Annotated in this window: 19 protein-coding genes and 4 tRNA genes; 21 read left to right on the plus strand and 2 right to left on the minus strand. The window is 61.5% G+C overall.

Annotated elements, in window-relative coordinates:
• The first annotated feature begins 48 nt into the window (after positions 1–48).
• Positions 49–1,263: an ornithine--oxo-acid transaminase gene (gene rocD / locus P8L30_16310; GenBank protein MDG2241772.1), complete on the plus strand. Its 1,215-nt coding sequence runs from the start codon at positions 49–51 to the stop codon at positions 1,261–1,263.
• A 411-nt stretch (positions 1,264–1,674) separates the two neighbouring features.
• Here the strand turns inward: rocD and P8L30_16315 are convergent, their stop codons facing one another.
• Positions 1,675–1,959 carry an oxidative damage protection protein gene (locus P8L30_16315; protein MDG2241773.1) on the minus strand — a complete coding sequence of 95 codons (285 nt, stop codon included), beginning with the start codon at positions 1,957–1,959 and terminating at the stop codon, positions 1,675–1,677.
• Positions 1,960–2,046: 87 nt separating this feature from the next.
• Between P8L30_16315 and P8L30_16320 the strand changes: the two genes are divergently transcribed.
• A complete protein-coding gene (locus tag P8L30_16320) occupies positions 2,047–3,042 on the plus strand; it encodes a ketoacyl-ACP synthase III (protein MDG2241774.1) in 996 nt (331 codons plus the stop codon).
• Between the two features lie 89 nt (positions 3,043–3,131).
• Positions 3,132–3,518, plus strand: coding sequence for a TraR/DksA family transcriptional regulator (locus tag P8L30_16325; GenBank protein ID MDG2241775.1), 387 nt, complete (start codon positions 3,132–3,134; stop codon positions 3,516–3,518).
• Positions 3,519–3,594: 76 nt separating this feature from the next.
• Here the strand turns inward: P8L30_16325 and P8L30_16330 are convergent, their stop codons facing one another.
• Positions 3,595–4,734 (minus strand): HRDC domain-containing protein, encoded by a 1,140-nt coding sequence (locus P8L30_16330; GenBank protein MDG2241776.1) that lies wholly within the window; start codon positions 4,732–4,734, stop codon positions 3,595–3,597.
• Positions 4,735–4,919: 185 nt separating this feature from the next.
• Here P8L30_16330 and pyk point away from each other — a divergent pair, with 185 nt between their 5' ends.
• From pyk to P8L30_16420, 18 genes are all read left to right on the plus strand, one after another.
• Positions 4,920–6,338, plus strand: a complete 1,419-nt coding sequence (pyk, locus tag P8L30_16335) for a pyruvate kinase (GenBank protein MDG2241777.1) — start codon at positions 4,920–4,922, stop codon at positions 6,336–6,338.
• 80 nt (positions 6,339–6,418) lie between these two features.
• Positions 6,419–7,153 (plus strand): MBL fold metallo-hydrolase, encoded by a 735-nt coding sequence (locus tag P8L30_16340; GenBank protein MDG2241778.1) that lies wholly within the window; start codon positions 6,419–6,421, stop codon positions 7,151–7,153.
• Positions 7,150–8,538 (plus strand): glucose-6-phosphate isomerase, encoded by a 1,389-nt coding sequence (locus P8L30_16345; protein ID MDG2241779.1) that lies wholly within the window; start codon positions 7,150–7,152, stop codon positions 8,536–8,538. The genes P8L30_16340 and P8L30_16345 overlap by 4 nt, the downstream gene beginning before the upstream one ends.
• 109 nt (positions 8,539–8,647) lie before the next feature.
• Positions 8,648–9,073: a YtxH domain-containing protein gene (locus P8L30_16350; GenBank protein MDG2241780.1), complete on the plus strand. Its 426-nt coding sequence runs from the start codon at positions 8,648–8,650 to the stop codon at positions 9,071–9,073.
• A 71-nt stretch (positions 9,074–9,144) separates the two neighbouring features.
• Positions 9,145–10,047, plus strand: coding sequence for a YihY/virulence factor BrkB family protein (locus P8L30_16355; protein MDG2241781.1), 903 nt, complete (start codon positions 9,145–9,147; stop codon positions 10,045–10,047).
• Complete coding sequence (locus P8L30_16360; GenBank protein MDG2241782.1) at positions 10,044–10,646, plus strand: L,D-transpeptidase; 603 nt, start codon at positions 10,044–10,046, stop codon at positions 10,644–10,646. The genes P8L30_16355 and P8L30_16360 overlap by 4 nt, the downstream gene beginning before the upstream one ends.
• Before the next feature lie 28 nt (positions 10,647–10,674).
• Positions 10,675–11,145, plus strand: coding sequence for an SsrA-binding protein SmpB (gene smpB, locus P8L30_16365; protein MDG2241783.1), 471 nt, complete (start codon positions 10,675–10,677; stop codon positions 11,143–11,145).
• On the plus strand, positions 11,142–12,431 hold the full coding sequence (locus tag P8L30_16370; GenBank protein ID MDG2241784.1) for an N-acetylmuramoyl-L-alanine amidase: 1,290 nt from the start codon (positions 11,142–11,144) through the stop codon (positions 12,429–12,431). Before smpB ends, P8L30_16370 begins: the two co-directional genes overlap by 4 nt.
• The gene (locus tag P8L30_16375; protein MDG2241785.1) at positions 12,428–13,759 is read left to right on the plus strand and encodes a hypothetical protein; all 1,332 of its coding nucleotides are present in this window, start codon (positions 12,428–12,430) and stop codon (positions 13,757–13,759) included. The genes P8L30_16370 and P8L30_16375 overlap by 4 nt, the downstream gene beginning before the upstream one ends.
• The gene (locus P8L30_16380; protein ID MDG2241786.1) at positions 13,756–14,664 is read left to right on the plus strand and encodes a dihydroorotate dehydrogenase; all 909 of its coding nucleotides are present in this window, start codon (positions 13,756–13,758) and stop codon (positions 14,662–14,664) included. The genes P8L30_16375 and P8L30_16380 overlap by 4 nt, the downstream gene beginning before the upstream one ends.
• Before the next feature lie 49 nt (positions 14,665–14,713).
• Positions 14,714–15,412, plus strand: coding sequence for an orotidine-5'-phosphate decarboxylase (gene pyrF, locus P8L30_16385; protein ID MDG2241787.1), 699 nt, complete (start codon positions 14,714–14,716; stop codon positions 15,410–15,412).
• Between the two features lie 37 nt (positions 15,413–15,449).
• Entirely contained in the window at positions 15,450–16,883 is a 1,434-nt protein-coding gene (gene cysS / locus P8L30_16390) for a cysteine--tRNA ligase (GenBank protein ID MDG2241788.1), read from the plus strand.
• 31 nt (positions 16,884–16,914) lie between these two features.
• A complete protein-coding gene (locus P8L30_16395) occupies positions 16,915–17,277 on the plus strand; it encodes a hypothetical protein (protein MDG2241789.1) in 363 nt (120 codons plus the stop codon).
• Between the two features lie 87 nt (positions 17,278–17,364).
• Positions 17,365–17,437, plus strand: a tRNA-Thr gene (locus P8L30_16400).
• 206 nt (positions 17,438–17,643) lie between these two features.
• A tRNA-Tyr gene (locus P8L30_16405) sits at positions 17,644–17,725 on the plus strand.
• A gap of 55 nt (positions 17,726–17,780) precedes the next feature.
• Positions 17,781–17,854: transfer RNA gene (locus P8L30_16410), tRNA-Gly, on the plus strand.
• Positions 17,855–17,884: 30 nt separating this feature from the next.
• Positions 17,885–17,956: transfer RNA gene (locus P8L30_16415), tRNA-Thr, on the plus strand.
• 50 nt (positions 17,957–18,006) lie between these two features.
• A partial coding sequence (locus tag P8L30_16420; protein ID MDG2241790.1) for a GTP-binding protein occupies positions 18,007–18,139 on the plus strand: 133 nt, incomplete at its 3' end.

The raw sequence follows: 18,139 nt of genomic DNA on the forward strand, positions 1-18,139 counted from the left end.
TACATATTCTCGGTTCGCCGCTTTCACGTGAACACTGAGAATATGATCATGAGCACAGCCACAGTGACCAAGACCGAGGGCCTCCTTACAGAGGTCGACCATTTCAGCGCGCATAACTACCACCCGCTCCCTGTTGTGCTTGAGCGGGGTGAAGGCTCTTGGGTCTGGGACGTCGAGGGCACACGATATCTCGACATGCTCAGCGCATACTCGGCGGTCAACCAAGGTCACCGGCACCCCGCGATTATCGATGCCGCGGTTCAGCAGATGGGGATGCTCACGCTGACCTCTAGAGCGTTTCACAACGACCAGATGGGTCCGTTCCTGAAGACGCTGTGCAAGGTGACGGGCTTCGAAAAGGCGCTCCCAATGAACACGGGCGCTGAAGCGGTCGAGACGGCGATCAAGATGGTCCGGAAGTGGGGATACAAGGTGAAAGGCGTTCCAGAGGGAAAGGCCGAGATCATCGTCTGTGAAAACAACTTTCATGGGCGAACCACGACCATTGTCGGGTTCTCCTCAGAGGCACAGTACAAAGACGGCTTCGGTCCGTTCACTCCAGGTTTTGTAGAGATCCCATACGGCGACGCCGAGGCGCTCGAGGCAGCCATCAACGAGAACACCGTCGGCTTCTTAGTCGAACCTCTCCAGGGCGAGGGTGGCGTGGTGGTTCCCGCAGAGGGGTTCTTGGCCCAGGCGCGCGAGGTGTGCTCCGCCAACAACGTGGCACTTATTGCGGACGAGATTCAGACGGGCCTCGGTCGTACAGGCCGGATGTTCTGTTACGACTGGGAGGGCATCCGCCCCGACGTCCTAATCGTTGGAAAGGCGCTCGGTGGTGGAGTCTATCCGGTGTCCGCTGCCATCGCAGACGCGGAATTTATGGATATGTACACACCGGGGGATCACGGATCTACCTTCGGCGGGAACCCGCTCGGCGCGGCGGTTGGACTCGCTTCGCTCGAAGTGATTCTCGACGAAGAGTTGGCAAAACGCTCGGACGAGCTCGGCACATGGTTCATGGAGGAACTCCGTAAGATCGATTCCCCTCACGTTGAAGAAGTGCGAGGGAAGGGATTGATGATCGGCGTGGTCATCAAGGAGTCGAGCGGCACTGCGCGCCCGTACTGTGAAGCGCTCCAAGCACGAGGGATCCTGGCCAAAGAGACGCACCACCAAGTGATCCGCTTCGCGCCGCCGCTAACGATCTCGAAAGAAGATCTCGAGTTCGCCTTGGGACATGCAAAGGAAGTGCTCGCCTAGGGAGCCCTGCGGGGAGGCCCGGCGGAGCTTTCGAAGGGGTCGTTCGCGGGGGCCGGGGTCGTGGCGTCGTCTGGTCACTGTGTCCGGGGTCCATTGCTACTCGTCCGCTCGCTATGCGAAGCGGAGCTTCGATACCCCTTCGAAAGCTCCGCCGGTCCTCCCCTCCGGCTGTGTCGTGTGGGTCACAACGGCGCCGTGGGGGCACAGGCTTTTGTGACCCCAAGAGCGAGTGGGCGGGAGCGCGCGCGTCGCGCTAAGGGCAATCGAAGCTACGCTTCGCATAGAGAACGAGCGAAAAACGTGCAGCACCACACCGCAAGATCCCGGAAGAACCCACAGACGCCCACGACGAAGGACCCGAGTGAACGACCCCTTAGCGGGGCGCGTGCACTCCCGCCCATTCGAACCCACCTACCATTCGATTGAGCCCTGTTTCGTCGTGTCGATGCCTTTGCCGTCGCCGTCACCGAGCAGCACGGTTTCGATCTGCTCGTACAGAAAGGCCCGTGCCTTCTGGTCTCTCGGGTCGAGACCGTAGTGGTTGATCAGCGAGGTCTGGTGCTGAAGCCACTCCTGCCAGCAATTGGTACAGATTTGGTTTGCGATCCGTTCACCTAGTTCGGTACGGAAGGGAGCTTTCGCGAGCTTCGCTGCATCCGCTCCGCAGCGATGGCATTGGATAGTGTCGGCGCTCATTTCTTATCTTTCGAAAGTGAATCGGGACGGGCTGTACCCTACCGGTTCTTTCCAGATCCCCATCATGTTCGCCTTTGGGAGGCATTTGTGCCACGTACCGTTTTTGCTGGAACCGGCTTCTACGTCCCCGAGAGAGTTGTGACCAATGCGGACCTCTCCGCGTTGATGGACACCTCGAATGAGTGGATCGTGGAACGGACCGGGATCGAGGAGCGCCGATGGGTCCCCGACGGTCTCACTGGGACAGAGATGGCCAAGCGCGCGAGTCTCATGGCGCTTGAGGACGCCGGAATGGTTGCCTCGGACGTCGATGCGATTGTGTTGGCCACGCTGACTCCCGACGTATTCTTTCCCGGAACAGGTGTGTTTCTACAACACGAACTCGGACTCGAGGGCGTCCCAGCGCTCGACATTAGAGTTCAATGTTCGGGCTTCGTTTATGGCCTGTCGGTGGCAGATGCGTGGATCCGTTCTGGGCAGTACAAGACCATCCTTCTCGTTGGTGTGGAGATCCAATCCACCGGACTCGACCTAACGACCCGCGGGCGAGATCTCGCCGTCCTGTTCGGGGACGGAGCCGGAGCCGCGGTACTGACCGCGACGGAGGAGGAAGGCAGAGGGGTGCTCTCGACGCACATACATTCGGACGGGCAGCACGCCCGGATGCTCTGGGCTGAGTCGCCGTCGTCTCAGTCCAACCCACGCATCTCGGCTGAGGATATCGCCGCGGGTCGGCACTATCCGATGATGGTAGGCAAGGAGGTCTTCAAGCACGCAGTCACTCGGATGCCAGAGGCCGTACACGAGGCATTGGCTGCTAATGAGTTGACCACGGAGGACATTGATCTGCTCGTCCCGCACCAGGCCAACCTTCGGATTTCTCAAATGGTGCAGCGGCGATTGCAGCTACGCGACGACCAAGTAGTGAACAATATTCAGCGTTATGGAAACACCACTGCGGCGACGATTCCCATTGCGTTGGCGGAAGCCATTCGTGAGGAACGCTTGGAGCGCGGTGACTTACTCGCGCTCGTCGCATTCGGGTCCGGTTTCACATGGGGTTCCGCGCTCATTCGTTGGTAGATTATGTAGGGTCCTGACCACCGTTTACCCTTTCGGGGCCCCTGGTTAGTTTTTCAGGCTATCAAGTTTGACTAGACAGAGATGCGATCATGGCTCTCACCAAGAAACAGCTTTCTCACCTTGAGAAGAGACTGCTCGTCGAGCGGGCTCGTGCACTCAAGGCACTAGGGCTCTTTGACCAGATGGCTAAGGCCGGTCGGGAGTCGGGTGACTCTGATCTGTCCACCTATACAGACCACATGGCGGACCAGGGCACTGAGGCGCAGGAGCGCGAAAAGGCAGCCGTCTCCGCGACGAAGGAAGGCCGCTACCTCTACCGCCTCGAGGAGGCGCTTCGGAGGCTGTTCAACGATCCCAAACATTTTGGACAGTGCCATACCTGCCAGGCCGCGGTCGGCTTCGAGCGCCTTGATGCCCTGCCGCATGCGCGTTACTGCATCGATTGCAAGCGGAAGGAAGAGTCGGCGATCGACTAGCCGGACTGAGATCGATACGAAAAGGGGGATCCGGCGTTCGACGCCGGATCCCCCTTTTCGTTCAGAGCGGCTGTGGTCAGCTCGTCAGGGCCGCCAGAATTTCTTCACCGGCCACGTCCGCCTTCCAGTTTCGCACGCCGTCAATCGCCTTGAGTTCTTCAATGGAGGAGGGGCTCACCTTCGCGATCTCCAGCAACACGGCGTTGCTCAGTAACGATCCGCGGGCCAGGCCCAATTCGTCGGCGCGGCGGTTGCGGACGACCTTGATTTTGTCGGCCAACTCTTCGATTTCCGGCGGCGCTCGACCCGGGCCACCCCTTCGCTTTGGATAGGGGACGATCTCCTCGTCCGAGAGTTCGGTGACTGCATGGAGCCGCCGGATCAGCTCCTTCCCTTCGTTGCGGGCCAGTCCGCCGGGGAAGCCCTTGAGGTCGACCAGCTCTTCTGCGCGGCGTGGTGCGAGTGCGACAGCATCGATGAGTGGGCCGTCTCCGACTACACGAAACGTTGCGCGGTCACGGCGCTTCGCGATCTCATCGCGCCACTCGACTGCTACCCTGATGGCGTGTACTTGCCTGGGATCAAGATCTCTGGCGCCTTTGACGCGCGCCACTGGATCCACGGGCTCGGATACCTCTTTGGGTGCCACTGCCGCCGCTTCCAGCGCGCGGCATTCTTCCTGCGCCCATGCGGTCCGCCCAGCAACTTCCAACTCCGCCGCCATCTGGGATCGTAGTTCCAACAGGTACCTCGTGTCGCTCGCAGCGTAGTCCAGCATTCCTTCTGTGAGTGGACGCTCAGCCCAATCCGCGCGCTGATACTTCTTGGTGAGCTTCACGCCGAAGCGCTCGGCCAGTTGCGCGGCCAATCCGAGTCCTTCGAGTCCTAACATCGACGCCGCGATCTGAGTGTCGAAGAGCCCACGCAGCGTGATGTCCAGATCTCGGAGGAGCAGACGTAGGTCGTAGTCCGCGCCATGCATGACAACCTCAATCTCCGGATCTTCTAGCACCGTCCTAAAAAGATCCGATGCGTCGAACGCGAGCGGGTCGACGATGTACGTCGCCGTCGGAGTTGTGACTTGAAGCAGACACAAGCGATCCGAATATCGGTGGAAGCCAGCAGCCTCACAGTCGAGCGCGAACTGGGTCACTCCACTGAGGTCGTCGGCGAGTCGTTGGCTGTCGGACTCGCTTTGTATATGGATGTAGGCCATGCGCCTTCGGGCGCCTCGTGGTCACAATGTGAAGGAGGGCCGAATAAAAGCGGGGGTGTCCTTGCAGCGCCACCCCTCACAGCACGCGTGTACTCGCTCCTGGGTGTTGCCCGCTCTCCGGGTCGCGACCACAATTCCTATCCAGGCGGCTGAACGGTCGCTCCCCACCACCTCGTGTCGAGTTCATGCTCCGAACCAAGGTCGTTTGCACGCTGGGCCCGGCGACTTCGTCGCCTGAGACCGTTCTCTCGATGGTCGAGCGGGGTTTGGATCTGGCCCGGGTGAACATGTCGCACGGCTCTCGGGAGGATCACCGGGCTTCTATTGCTGCGGTGCGCGCTGCCTCAGAAAAAGTCGGGCGCCCGGTGGGGGTCATGGTCGACCTGTCCGGACCCAAGATCCGCGTGGGGGAATTGTCTGCTCCTATCGAGTTGGTGGCTGGAGAGATGGTAGTGATGGCTCCTCAGGCTGTCGCGACCGAGGACGAGATCCCGACTACGTACGAGCCGCTGGCGAGTGAGATCCAAGAAGGCGACGCTGTCTTGCTCGACGACGGCAGCTTCGAACTCCGCTGCGTCGGTACCACCGGGGACCGGACCCGACTGGAGGTCGTGCGCGGTGGGCTTCTAAAGCCCAGAAAGGGCATCAACCTGCCCCTCGTAAACGTGCAGGCTCCGTCCCTGACGGAGAAAGACCTGTCGGATTTGGACTTTGCGTTGGAAGAAGGGGCGGAGTACATCGCGTTGTCCTTCGTGCGTTCGGCCGACGATGTGATCGACCTGAAGCGTCGGGTCGGTGGGCGAGCCCTCGTCGTGTCCAAGATCGAAAAGGTACAGGCGGTTCGCGCGATCGAAGAGATCCTGTCGGAGACTGACGCGGTTATGGTGGCGCGCGGGGATCTGGGCGTGGAGCTCCCGTTCGAACGAGTCCCGCTCGCTCAGAAACGCATCATCCAACTCTCCAACTATTACGGGCGGCCAGTGATCACCGCGACTCAGATGCTCGAGTCCATGATCGAGAACGTTCGTCCTACGCGCGCTGAAGCATCCGACGTCGCGAACGCGATTCTCGACGGAACGGACGCGGTGATGCTCTCCGGAGAGACCGCGGTCGGGAAGTATCCGCTTGAAGCGCTGGATGCCATTGTGAGCATCGGCACCGAAATCGAGAGAAGTGGCTTTCTCGAACGCGGTCCGCGGTATCTCACGCACCCAGGCTTGCATTCGCGAGGCGGTGCTTCGCCGCGTGAGCACGCGGTTGCGGCGGCCACGGTCGACGCCGTCGCTAGGGTCGGCGCCCCAGCGATCATCGTACTCACCAAGTCTGGCTTCTCCGCCCGTTTAGTTTCGTCTTACCGACCCTCGGTTCCTATTTTTGCCGTTACCCCGGATCCACACACGCACCGGCAATTGTCGGCCGTTTGGGGGGTCCGGCCGGTGTTGGCTGCCCGAGTCGAGATGTCGTATGAGCGTCAGTCGGCCTTCGGGCGACAGGCAGTGATCGAAAGTGAGGCCGGTGAGCCAGGTGCCTCGGTTCCGGTGACCGCAGGATTCCCGTTCTACGAGTCCGGTTCGACCAACACGATGCGCCTCGAGCGCCTCTAGCCGTATGATGCGGCGCCCTCGGATCTCGTAGCCCCGTGAGATTGACCTTTCTTGGGACTGGCACCTCGTTTGGCGTACCCGTGGTTGGATGCGACTGTCCAGCTTGCTCGTCCACGGACCCGAGAGACCGGCGCACCCGTCACGGAGCTTTGGTAGAAACGGACGGCGGGTCTTTGCTCGTCGACACCCCTCCGGAACTCCGTCTCCAGCTGATCGCCGCGGGGGTGTCTGCAGTGGACGCGGTCTGGTTCACGCACATTCACGCGGATCACGTGCACGGCATCGATGACCTACGTGTGTTCACCGCCCGTCGCGGCGACGTAGACGCCTACATTGCGTCTGAGTATCGGGAGAAGATTGCCCGCTACTTCGAGTACATCTTCGACGAGGCCGTTCAGGCCGCGCCTGGGAGTTCTATCCCCAGTGTGAAGCTGCACGAGCTGGAAGAGGGGCGCCCTGTCGGCATCGTGGGTGAGAGCTTCACGCCCCTGTTAGTCCCCCATGGCCCGACCAACGTTTACGGCTTCAGAGTCGGCAAGCTCGGCTATATCACAGACGGGAAGCGTCTGCCTCCGACGACCCTAGAAGCCCTGAAGGGGGTCGACGTCTTGGTGCTGAACGCGCTTTGGTTCGGACGTCCCCACCCTTCGCATTTCAACATCGAAGAGGCGATCGAGGCTGCTCGTGAAGTAGGCGCGGAGCGGACCTATCTGACGCACCTGACCCATCGCGTCACACACGCTGAACTCGAAGAGCGGCTGCCTGACGGTGTCATGGCCGCCCACGATGGACTCATTGTAGAGGTGCCGTCATGACATCGATCCGGATCGATTTCGGAAATCTGATGTCGCCGCAGACCGAGGGTGGGGTATCTCCCGACTTGCTTCGCGGCGACATGGCTGAGCGGTTTACTGCAGCGATGGTTGATGTTGCAGCCCAGCGCGAAGCTGGAGTGCTCGGCTTCCTCGACCTGCCTTATGCGGCGGACCACGTCGCGCAGGTAAAGGAATTGGCCGATGGGTTTGGGCAGTGGTTCGAGGACGTTGTGGTGTTGGGCATCGGAGGGTCGGGCCTGGGCGCGACGTCGCTGAGGGACGCCCTGTTGGGACCCTTTTGGAACTCGAGGTCTGACGAGGCACGGGATCACTATCCCCGGCTACATGTCGTGGACAACCCGGATCCGTACACCCTGCAGGCGCTACTCAACCGGGTCGACCCGGCGCGGACTCTCTTCAACGTCATCAGCAAGTCGGGCGCGACGGCGGAGACGATGGCGCAGTATCTGGTCGTGCGCGACCGGCTCGATAAGGAAGTGGGCTCTGACAAAGCGCGAGGTCATTTCCTTTTTACCACCGATCCCGAGAACGGGGCGTTGCGGCAGATCGGTGATGCCGAAGGGATCCCGATGCTTCCCGTACCCAGTAACGTGGGCGGGCGTTTTTCGGTTCTGTCCGCGGTCGGGCTGCTCCCCGCCGCCGTAAGTGGCGTGGACATCGACGCTTTGCTTGAGGGAGCCGCCCAAATGGAGGAGCGCTGCCGCTCGACGGACCTCGCATCGAACCCGGCAGGCATCCTCGCCAGTCTGCTTCATCACGCAGACACGGAGCAGGGCAGATCAGTCCATGTCCTCATGCCTTATGCGGACAGACTTCGTGCCGTGGCGCTCTGGTTCCAGCAGCTCTGGGCGGAGAGCCTTGGCAAGACGCAGCGACTGGACGGCACCAACAGGCCCACCGGCCCGACTCCGCTACCTGCACTCGGGGCGACGGATCAGCACTCTGTGTTGCAGCTGCTCATGGAAGGTCCGCACGACAAGGTGGTGCTGTTCGTAGACGTCGATGACGCCGAAGCCGACGTCACCATACCGGACCGGCATCCTGAAATCCCGGCGCTTGACTACCTTGGCGGGCACTCGCTGGCCGAACTCCTGACCACAGAGCGACGCGCCACGGCAGAGGCGCTCCGGAGAGGAGGGCGACCAAACGCGACGATCGTCCTCCCCAAGATCGATGCTTTCGCTCTGGGACAGCTGTATATGCTCTTCGAGGTCGCGACAGTGATCGCCGGAACTCTCTATGGCGTGAACCCGATGGATCAACCTGGCGTTGAGCTGTCGAAGCTGCTCACATATGGGCTGATGGGCCGTGAAGGTGTCGTGGTACCAGAGATCGCCGAGCCGGACCCAGACTGGGTGGTATGAGACGTGCAACTCATGGTCCGACCGGTAGATAGCCTTCAAGGGCACCGTTAACTTTGGAATACGGGCCACCCTAGTTCGGGTGAGCGGATGAGACGTTGGGAGGTAGACCATGCGTGACCACGACGAACAACCCTACATCGTCATTGAACGGGACCGCGGAGGCGGCCAGATGGGCTCCTTCGTGATCGGTGCCCTCGTCGGCGCGGGCTTGGCCCTTCTATTTGCCCCCAAGTCGGGTGCCGAGACCCAGGAAGAGCTCAAGGAACGCGCTCGCGAACTGCGCAGCACCGCAGAAGACCGTATGAAGGATGCTCAAGCTCAGTTGGAAGAGCGCCTCGATACCGCCCGTGAGGGTGTCCAGGACCGACTCGAAACTGTGAAGCGGGCCGTGGACGCGGGGCGCCAGGCTGCTGAAGACGCGCGCGGCGATCTCGAAGAGAAACTCGAGACATCGAAGGCCGCTTACAGGGCGGGTGTCGATGCCGCCCGTGATACCGTGGGCGCCGGGGTTGAGGAGCCGGAGGCCGAGGAGTAGTGGCCTCTGCATGTTGCGGACGGGCCCAACTCGCTAGGAGCCTTTAGGGCTTGATGGCGGAGGGCACACCCGTGCCGCTGCATTACAGCCTTCGTTATCGGGTCCGCGAGTTCCTTCGCCGGCTTTGGGACAAGTCTGCAGAAGACGAGATCTTCTTCATGGCTGGCGCGATCGCGTTTAATGTCCTCGTGGCCTTGGTCCCCTTGATCATCCTTGGAGTTGGACTGACTGGCTACGTGCTGAGTGCTCGTTTCCCAGATCCCACAGACGCAGTCCTGGCGCTGTTCGGGGACAATCTCCCGCTCACCGGAGGCGGCTTGGATGTCGTCGAGTCCTTGCGTGGTCCAGTAGCTGGATTAGTGGAGCAGCGCACGGGCTTCACCGTATTCGGCGCCCTCTTCTTTATTTGGGTCAGTACTCGGCTTGTCGCGTCGCTACGCGTCGTGCTGAGAAAGATCTTCGACATTGAGCAACAGCGAAGCATCCTTCGCGGGAAGATCTTCGACGTTCAGGCTGTCATCGTCGGAGTTGTGCTGGTGACGCTCAATCTTGGCGTCACGGTCATGGTCGAGACGGGCGTCAGTCAGGGCGGTGGCATGCTCGGACTCGGCGCCAGTACGCTCTCGTGGGCTGAGAGGATCCTCGGATACGTATTGGCGCTGGTGTCCATATGGGTGCTGTTCCTTTTCGCGTATCGGTACCTTCCAGCGCGCCGTATCCCATGGTCGACGGCATGGGTCGCAGCCACTTTCTCGGCCTTGCTCTACGAGGCCCTGAAATGGGCGTTCTCCTGGTATGCGACAGGAGTCGCGAACTACGGCTCTACGTTCGGAAATTTGGCCACCGTCGCGGTGTTGTTTTTCTGGATCTATTACGGGTCGATAGGGTTTATTCTCGGGGGCGAAGTTGCCCAAGTGTACACCATGCGACGAGCGAGTAGAGCCGGAGTCATGAGCTTTGAGAACCGCCCATGAGAGGGACCCTCCCCTTGGCCCTGTTCCTTGCCTCGGCTCCGGCCGCGGCTCAGGAATCGTCACACATGTCGGGCGGGCCCGAGGGCTTTCGCGCTGATGTGTCCGAACATGCGATCGAGGTCGATCGGCCGCTCGTTGACCACGACGCACCCTACATCGTCGTGCATCTTGGTGAGAACAGAGTTTTCCTCTTCGACGGGATCCGTTCGGTATGGTCGGCTCCGGCCGGCACAGGGACCGGGTTCCGGCTCGACACGGAGGAGCATCAGTGGAACTTCTCTACGCCCCGTGGCCTTTTCCGGGTCCAGCGCATGGAGAAGGACCCGTTGTGGGAGGCCCCGGACTGGCACTTCATCGAAAAGGGCGCCCCTGTGCCGCCTCAGGATCACCCGTCGCGTATCATGGCCGGGATCATGGGCAATACGGCGATCTTCTTGGGCGCTGGCATCGCGATCCATGGAACGAATCAGCCCGGGCTTCTCCTTAACCCGGATCCTGAGGCGCGACGGGTGTCCCATGGATGCATTCGGCTCACCAACGAGTCAGCCCGGGAACTCATGCACCTCGTGGACGTCGGAACTCCGGTGTTGATCTTTTGATGTGCGCGCACTCTGGAATGGCCTGCTAATGGCTACGGACAGGGGCGACTCAGGTCGAAAGAGCGTGGCGCGGAATCGGAAGGCTCGCCATGAGTTCGAGATCCTCGAAACCTTCGAGGCCGGCATCGAACTCAAGGGTCCTGAAGTGAAGTCGATTCGTGCCGGTCAGGTGTCTTTTCAGGATGCCCATGCTCGCCTCGAGGGAGGTCAGGTCTGGCTGCACAGCCTGCACATCAATCCGTACCAGCAAGCCAATCGGGCCAACGCTGACCCGCTTCGGGTCCGCCGACTCCTCCTCAACCGAGACGAGATTCGTCGCCTCATGGGGAAAGTCGAGGAGAAGGGACTCACCTTGGTGCCCCTCGAGATCTACTTCTCTCGGAATTTTGCGAAGGTGACCATCGCGTTGGCACGCGGAAAGAAGCTGTACGACAAGCGAGAAGACCTAAAGCGCCGCCAGCAGGACCTCGACGCCCGCAGAGCGCTGGAGAATCGATGAGGTACGGCACGGTCGGAGCTGCGCTGGCCATTGCGGTGACCCTAGCGTGGGCCGGCCCCACGCGCGCCCAAGACGCTGCTCCCGAGGTCCGGGTGCAACGTGCCGATGGAGTAGAGGAGTTCGTATCGGCTTCGATGGAGCGCGGATTCGCGGCGTTGCAACTCGGCGTGTTCGAGCAGTTGGGGTGGTCCGTAGCTGAGGTTGAGACCGCTATTGCGCTGTCGGGGCCCCACGGAGTGATCGTAACCATGCGCTTGGGGTCGCCCTTCTTCTTCTGGAACGAAGAAGTACTTCAGCTCGCAGACGCACCGTACCGAGAGGACTCGGAGACCTTCGTCCCGCTCCAACTCCTCATCGACTTCGTCCCTCGACGGATTTCGGAGCTGTATGCGTTCGACGGTCCGACGTTCACACTTCAGGCGGCCGATCCGGCGGATTGGGGTGGCACAGTGGTGGAGACACTCTCACCAAGTGAACCGCAGGGCCTAACCGAGACCGAACGGGCTCCCGCGACCGACCCCGTGGCTTCTGACCCAGACCCAGTGATCACCCCTGAGTACGAAGGCGATCGGGTCGTGATCATCGATCCTGGGCACGGCGGAGGGGATCCGGGTACGCTCGGAAATGGCGTTCGTGAGAAGGACGTCGCTCTCGGAATCGGACTGATCATGGCGGACCTTCTCGAGCGTGAGCCTGGAATCAAGGTCTACCTGACGAGGGATGACGACACCTTCGTCCCGATTTGGGACCGAGGCGATCAGGCGACCGAATGGAAGGGCGAGCAGGCAGGAGTGTTTATTTCACTACACGCGAACGGACTCACCAATCGGTCCGTGCGGGGCTTCGAGACGTACTTCCTTTCCGAGGCGAGGACGGATCACGAGCGACGCGTCGCGGCGATCGAGAATGCTCCGCTCCAGGTTCAAGGGCAGAGCATCGACGCAGATGCCGAGCCTGACTTAGGCTTCATCCTCCGAGAGCTACGCACGCTCGATCACCAGCATTGGTCGGCAATGTTAGCCGAGTTCGTTCAGGAGGAGATGGCCAACTTCCATCCGGGACCGAACCGTGGCGTGAAACAGGGAGTGCTCGCGGTGCTTACGAACGCCGTTATGCCGTCCGTGCTCGTTGAGGTCGGCTTCGTGACTAATGAGGACGAAGGGCCGCTGCTCGTTCAGGAACGGTTTCAGGACGAGGCGGCTCGCTCCATCGCGCGTGCCGTTCTCCGCTTCTTCGAGCGATACCCGCCGGGTAGCGGCACCGGGGGACCGGGAGACGGAGTGTGATACGGACCGCAACAGCCATCATGACGGTTTGTTTCTTCATGAATGGGTGTGTGTACTACAACTCTATCTACAACGCAGAACAGGCTTACGACCAAGCAGAGGCCCATCGGCGAGCAGGTCGCGATTCTCTCGCGACGGCCAGCTATCAGGACGTGATCCGCAAAGCTGCGGAGGGGTATCGGCGAGATCCGGAGGGCCAATGGGCGCCGGATGCGCTCTTCCTGTTGGGCCGGGCACGGTTGCGCATGGGCGAAACTGGCGCGGCTCAGGCCGCATTCGAGACCGCGGAAGCGCTAGCGGAGGAGCCCGGCGACAGCCTCGCTATTCTCGTGTACCGAGCTGTGGCGGCTGAACAGATCGGGGATCGTGAGGGCGCCCTTCGACTCGTGAATCGAGCCCTGGATGGCCTCTCGTCCGGGCCCGCCCTGGCCGATGGGCATCTGCTCCGTGGCCGGATCCTACTGGAAGAAGGTCAAAGAGACGGAGGATGGTGGGACCTCGATCGTGCGCCGAGCGTCGACGCTGGGACGCGGGTAGAGGCCGGGTTGGCCCGCTTACGATGGGCCGTCGAACTCGACGAGCCGAGGCGAGCGAGCGAAGCACTTACTCGACTCCTGAAGTCGAGCGAAGCGGCGCCCAGCCTCGATTCCGTGGCAGTGCTCGCGCACGCGGCCGCGCTCCAGTGGGGCCCGTCGGTCGTGGCTGGCTTCCTTGCGGGTGCGGATTCCGCGGATTGGGGTCGGGTGGGTCGGGCCAGGATCCGGCTCACACGTGCTGTGCTTCTCGAACAGGCCGGCGACACCGCGGCGGCGTCACAGGCCGCCTGGGCCGTTGCTCGGGGCATCGGCGAGGGAGCAGGTGAAGCTCGGTTATGGCTCGCGAAGGTTCGTCTCGTGCGGGCTAGGGATCTCGCGGAGCTGGCCGCGGTCAGGGGCCTCTTACTTCCCGCAGGGGAACAGCCCGCGGTCGAAGAACTCGTTGAGCTCATCGACGAGGTTGACCGGCTGGCGGCGCTCGGGCTCGAAGAATCTCTGGGCTGGTTCGCCGCCGGCGAGATCGCCCGAGACGACCTCCAAGCTCCGATCCTCTCGCGAGGACTGTTCCTGGCCTACGCCGACGCGGACCCGCGCGAGCCTTGGGCGGCGAAGGCACTCTTGGCTGCTATCGACGTGTCTCCTGGAGAGGGTGACCGAGCCTGGCTGCGGGGGCGGCTGGAGGTGCACCGCGAGAGTCCTTACGTTCTGGCCGCCCGGGGCTCTGCCGCCCCAGGGTTCGAGGCCCTAGAAGAGGATTTGGCGCTGCTCCTACAAGAGGTGAGGAACCGATGAGGCTGGAGACTGACGTTCTAGGCGTGCGGTTCCAGAATCCTGTACTCCTTGCCGCAGGTACCTGTGGCTTCGGGATGGAGTTGCAGGACGTCATCGATCTCGAGGCGTTGGGTGGTTTCGTCACGAAATCCGTCACCATGGAACCGCGCACTGGAAACCCCGCCCCGCGTGTGACCGAGTTCGGCGGCGGTATGCTTAACTCCATTGGACTCGCGAACCCAGGACTCGAGGGGACCAAACGAGATAAGCTGCCCTGGATCCGCGACAACATCCGCCGGGCACAGGTCTTGGTAAGCATCGCCGGTCACACGACAGAGGAGTACTTCCGTCTTATAGAGGGGTTGGACGGGGAGGACGGATTCCTCGGTTTTGAGGTCAACCTGTCATGTCCGAACGACGCGAAGAGGGGCGGCGCGCCCTTCGCGCTCGATCCAGAGGCTGTTTCGGAAATCCTCAGCGGATGTCGGGCCCGTACGGAGCGGCCCGTCGTTGCCAAACTCGCACCGAACGATCCCGATCTTGGGAATACGGTTCGGGTCGCGACGGAAGCCGGTGCGGACGCGTTGACCCTAGTGAACACCGTTCCTGGAATCCTCCTTCATGCGAGGGATGGCACACCGGAGTTAGGTGCGGGGCAGGGAGGGATGAGTGGCCCGGCGCTGAGACCCGTTGGGCTGAGGGCTGTAGGCATAGCTTCAGCGGCAACGGTGCTGCCCATCGTCGGTGTGGGCGGAGTGTTCGCTCCGACCGATGCTGTGGCGTACGCCCGAGCAGGGGCTTCGTTAGTCGAAATAGGCACTGCCTCATTCGCCGCTCCACGCGCTGCGGAGAAGGTCGTGCGCGGACTGAGTAGGTGGGGGCGCCCTTCAGATCGATGGGACGACCTGCGCGCACCACCGAAATGAGCCATCCTATAGGTACGAACCACGAATTTTCATGGGAGAGGGAGGGCGTGTGGCTGAGGTAATCGTCCCACTGGACTTTGCGTCGGCTGACGAGGCCCTCGCCATGGTCGACGTGCTCGGCGAGGCGGGGACCTTCTACAAGGTGGGCCTAGAGCTCTACACACGAGCGGGCCCGGCCGTGGTCACGGAGCTCACGGAACGTGGGAAGCGGGTCTTCTTGGACCTTAAGCTCCACGACATTCCCAACACCGTTGCGGGGGGCGTGCGCGCGGCATCCGAACTCGGGGTTGATCTGCTCACCGTGCACGCCGCGGGGGGCACCGCGATGCTTGACGCTGCTCGGGAGGCGGCTGCAGGGCGAATCAAGATCCTAGGAGTCACCGTACTGACGTCTTTGTCCGGGGCCGAGATCGAGTCGGTGTGGGGACGAGAGATTCGGTCGATCCGTGAAGAGGTCGGACGCTTGGCAGAGTTGGCTACGGAGAGTCGATTGGATGGGGTGGTCGCGTCCGCGCTCGAGACGTCCTGGCTGCGTCGGCAGGTCCCCGAAGACCTTCTTATCGTTACGCCCGGGATTCGGCCGTCCGGATCGGATCGGGGAGATCAGAGCCGGGTAGCTACTCCCGCCGCCGCGGTGCTGGCTGGCTCGGACTATCTGGTCATCGGCCGTCCGATCACACAGGCCGACGACCCAGCCGCTTCGCTGGCAGCGATCTTGAGTGAAATCGCTACGTCCGTCGAGGAATGACCGCCGCCGCAGTCGCTATTAATGATCTGGGGGATGGATGACGCTGAAGGTCCACAACACCGCGACGCGATCACTGCAGCTGTTCGAGCCTCTCAATGAGGGAAGGGCCACGGTATACGCGTGTGGACCGACCATCTACAACCATGCCCACATTGGGAATTTCAGGACTTTCCTCTTCTTCGATCTCGTGCACCGCTATCTCGAGTGGAGCGGATATGACGTCACGTTCGTCATGAACCTGACGGACGTAGATGACAAGGTGATCGAGACTGCCTTTGCGGCTGGCCTGTCCATCACGGAGCATACCGGCCCGTTCGGAGACGTCTTCCTCGAGGACACCGGAACGCTGGGAATCCGCACCGTCGATCGTTATCCGCGCGCGACGGAGTACATCGAGCGCATGGTCACCTTCATTGGACGACTGGTCGAAGGCGGACACGCGTATGCCTCTGAGGATGGTGCGGTCTACTTCTCGATCGAGTCATTCGCTGAATACGGAAAGCTCAAGGGTATCGACACCTCGACGCTCATCGTTGGCGCCCGCGTGGACCACGACGAATACGAGAAGGAAGACGCCCGTGACTTCGCCCTATGGAAGGCCGCCACAGAAGAAGACGAGAAGGTCGGCGCTGCGTGGGACTCACCTTGGGGCAGGGGTCGGCCTGGCTGGCATCTAGAGTGCTCGGTCATGAGCACAACCGAACTGGGTGACACCCTCGACATGCACCTCGGGGGCGAAGATCTTGTCTTCCCGCATCATGAAAACGAGATCGCGCAGTCCGAATGTGCGACCGGATTGCCGTTCGTCCGTTACTGGATGCATGTGAGGCATCTGTTCGTCGAGGGCAAGAAGATGTCGAAGTCACTCGGCAACTTCATCACGGTCCGCGAACTCCTCGAAGAAGGGTACGATCCTGCCTCGATCCGCCACCAACTCATCTCGTCGCATTACCGCGGTGAGCTGAACTTCACGCGTGACGGACTAAAGGCGTCCGCGGCTGCGGTTCAACGCATATTGGATTTCGAAGCCCGGCTCGATGCCGCGGTCGTGGATGACGCGGCAGAAGCCTCGAAGCTCCCGGAGTTGGCCGAGTCGGCGCGCGGGTCGTTCCAATCTGCGATGGACAACGACTTCAATTCTGCAGATGCCATGGCTGCGATCTTTGTTCTGGTCGGTGGGGTCAATGCCGAATTGGACTCGCGGGGGGTGGTGTCGTCCTCGGACCGTGATGCCGTCGTCGTGGTTCTTCGATCGATGGACGAGGTGCTCGGCCTTCTCGAAGTCGCACACGCTTCACGGTCGGTGGATGACGACATGGCCGCGTATGTCGAACAGAAGATCCAGGAACGTGCGGATGCGCGAGCCAAAAAGGACTTCGCGACGTCCGATGCGATTCGAGACGAGCTCGCGGAGAAGGACATCGTACTCGAGGACGGAGCGGACGGGACACGCTGGAAGGTGGTCGGCTAGCCGCTTCTTCCCGCTGAGCCAAAGAGAACCCATGGACGAAACAGAAGAGAACAGGGTAGGGGCCTGGGAGGAGTTGAGGCGCCGCCGCGTCGGCCGGGTCTCCAGCGCCTATATCACCATCGCGTTTGCCCTGGTCGAGGTGGCGAAGTGGGTGGTCGGAACGGGAGGAGAGAGTGACACCTTGCACCGCATTCTCCTCGGAGCCGCTGTTCTGGGCTTACCTTTGGCCGTCGTGCTCTCATTTTTCTACGATGTCACACCGACAGGGGTCGTGCGCACGCCAGAGGATGCGACCGCTGATCCGGTGTACGAGACAGGGTCCAGGGTAGGATGGGGGCTGTTACTGGCGGCTACCGTGGCCATCGGACTCCTGGCCCGGGTCCTCCGCATGTAAAGGCAGCCCGCTGGACGGCCTAGGTGTGCCATCTGCACGCAATTCGTTGACCGTTCAGGCGGCTGGGTTACTTTTTCACTAACGAGTGCTGGCGTAGCTCAACTGGTAGAGCAGCTGATTTGTAATCAGCAGGTTGGGGGTTCAAGTCCCTTCGCCAGCTTGTGGTTCGTCCTCCGAGCAGGACCTCGGATGACCTGTAGTTACGGTGCGTTTCGGGGGTTTACGCCTCGCAGGGGGTCGGTTACCTTCCATAGCTCGGCCGTAAAAGGCCGCCCCATCTGCATGGGGCGGCTCTTTTCCGCGTTAGGTGGGGATGCGTGGACGGATTGAGTGAACACCCCCGAAAGGACTGTTTCGGGAAAATTTGGTGGGGTACCGAAGCGGTCAAACGGGACAGACTGTAAATCTGTTGGCTACGCCTTCGGAGGTTCGAATCCTCCCCCCACCACTGCTTCTCCGCTTGCGGAAGGCAAATGAAGTCGAAAGCTGGAGTTTGAAGCGCTGCGGGAGTAGCTCAGTTGGCTAGAGCATCAGCCTTCCAAGCTGAGGGTCGCGGGTTCGAGTCCCGTCTCCCGCTTGCAGTGTGAAGTACAGAAGTCAGCAACGCGCTCTGATAGCTCAGTGGTAGAGCGCGTCCTTGGTAAGGACGAGGTCGCGGGTTCAATCCCCGCTCAGAGCTTGCTACCCGACGTAGCAAGGAAACACACGAACAGACTCAGAGAGCGAACGATGGGTAAGGCACAATTCGAGCGGACGAAACCACACGTCAACGTGGGCACGATTGGTCACGTTGATCATGGTAAAACGACGCTGACAGCAGCGATCACGCTCACTCAATCCAAGAAGCATGGCGGAGACGCGG

Source organism: Longimicrobiales bacterium (genome assembly GCA_029245345.1).
Classification (GTDB): domain Bacteria; phylum Gemmatimonadota; class Gemmatimonadetes; order Longimicrobiales; family Gaopeijiaceae; genus CALFPJ01.

Bases quoted from the DNA above. Each gene is read 5' to 3' on its own strand.
- P8L30_16330 (MDG2241776.1), bottom strand. From the start codon at position 4,734: ATGGCCTACATCCATATACAAAGCGAGTCCGACAGCCAACGACTCGCC.
- P8L30_16315 (MDG2241773.1), bottom strand. From the start codon at position 1,959: ATGAGCGCCGACACTATCCAATGCCATCGCTGCGGAGCGGATGCAGCG.
- P8L30_16350 (MDG2241780.1), top strand. From the start codon at position 8,648: ATGCGTGACCACGACGAACAACCCTACATCGTCATTGAACGGGACCGC.
- P8L30_16360 (MDG2241782.1), top strand. From the start codon at position 10,044: ATGAGAGGGACCCTCCCCTTGGCCCTGTTCCTTGCCTCGGCTCCGGCC.
- P8L30_16395 (MDG2241789.1), top strand. From the start codon at position 16,915: ATGGACGAAACAGAAGAGAACAGGGTAGGGGCCTGGGAGGAGTTGAGG.
- rocD (MDG2241772.1), top strand. From the start codon at position 49: ATGAGCACAGCCACAGTGACCAAGACCGAGGGCCTCCTTACAGAGGTC.
- cysS (MDG2241788.1), top strand. From the start codon at position 15,450: ATGACGCTGAAGGTCCACAACACCGCGACGCGATCACTGCAGCTGTTC.
- P8L30_16380 (MDG2241786.1), top strand. From the start codon at position 13,756: ATGAGGCTGGAGACTGACGTTCTAGGCGTGCGGTTCCAGAATCCTGTA.
- P8L30_16370 (MDG2241784.1), top strand. From the start codon at position 11,142: ATGAGGTACGGCACGGTCGGAGCTGCGCTGGCCATTGCGGTGACCCTA.
- P8L30_16325 (MDG2241775.1), top strand. From the start codon at position 3,132: ATGGCTCTCACCAAGAAACAGCTTTCTCACCTTGAGAAGAGACTGCTC.
- P8L30_16345 (MDG2241779.1), top strand. From the start codon at position 7,150: ATGACATCGATCCGGATCGATTTCGGAAATCTGATGTCGCCGCAGACC.
- pyk (MDG2241777.1), top strand. From the start codon at position 4,920: ATGCTCCGAACCAAGGTCGTTTGCACGCTGGGCCCGGCGACTTCGTCG.
- smpB (MDG2241783.1), top strand. From the start codon at position 10,675: ATGGCTACGGACAGGGGCGACTCAGGTCGAAAGAGCGTGGCGCGGAAT.